Source organism: Anaerotruncus sp. DFI.9.16, from assembly GCF_024461615.1.
Taxonomy (GTDB): domain Bacteria; phylum Bacillota; class Clostridia; order Oscillospirales; family Ruminococcaceae; genus Anaerotruncus; species Anaerotruncus massiliensis.
In genome coordinates this window covers 1-251 of record NZ_JANFZX010000167.1, presented here as the reverse complement: position 1 = coordinate 251, position 251 = coordinate 1, and the positions used below count along the sequence as shown (strand labels likewise).

Sequence of the window (251 nt, the reverse complement as noted above, 5' to 3'; positions counted from 1 at the left end):
CCAAGAGTTCTGGTCAGCAAGGGAATCTGCTCGTTGTTCATTTTTGAAGGCGCTGAATTGCCGGAAGGAATTCCGGCAAAAGTGCTTTCATGCGTCAATACGGGGGTGTAGCTCAGCTGGGAGAGCACCTGCCTTGCACGCAGGGGGTCAGGAGTTCGATCCTCCTCATCTCCACCAACGGAACCCGAAAGGGTTCTGAAACGCACCTTGAAAATTGAACAATGGAAACAAATATCTGCAAGCTAAGTAAA

1 tRNA gene is annotated in these 251 nt (G+C 49.8%); it reads left to right on the top strand.

Features of this window, described 5'->3' with window-relative positions:
* Window positions 1-101 precede the first annotated feature (101 nt).
* Window positions 102-177: transfer RNA gene (locus NE609_RS17405), tRNA-Ala, on the top strand.
* Window positions 178-251 lie beyond the last annotated feature (74 nt).